Consider the following 282-nt stretch of genomic DNA (forward strand, 5'->3'; position numbering starts at 1 on the left):
AAACACCAAGAGATTGCTTTTCGTGTGTTCTTTTTTGATGGGTTAGATTATTCAACTGGTCAAATGCTTTCATTTAATGAAGCTGTGGCAGAAAACTATGTTGAATGGGATTTGCACAAACTTCGTCCAACAGATGAATGTTCTATAATCACAAGATTTACTGGCTTTTACGATAAAAACTATAACCATATTTGGGAAGGGGATATTGTAAGCAAAGCAGGTGCAGTATTAGATGGCATCAAATAAGGTTGCCGATAACGTTAAATGTGCAGTAAACAAATA

1 protein-coding gene is annotated in these 282 nt (G+C 35.1%); it reads left to right on the forward strand.

The annotated features are described in order from the left end of the window. Nucleotides 1–246: YopX family protein (locus tag J4G32_RS21390; RefSeq protein ID WP_210497754.1), on the forward strand; the 246-nt coding region annotated here is incomplete at its 5' end. Nucleotides 247–282: the final 36 nt, after the last annotated feature.

This window comes from Microvirga antarctica (assembly GCF_017921815.1).
Classification (GTDB): Bacteria; Pseudomonadota; Alphaproteobacteria; order Rhizobiales; family Beijerinckiaceae; genus Microvirga; species Microvirga antarctica.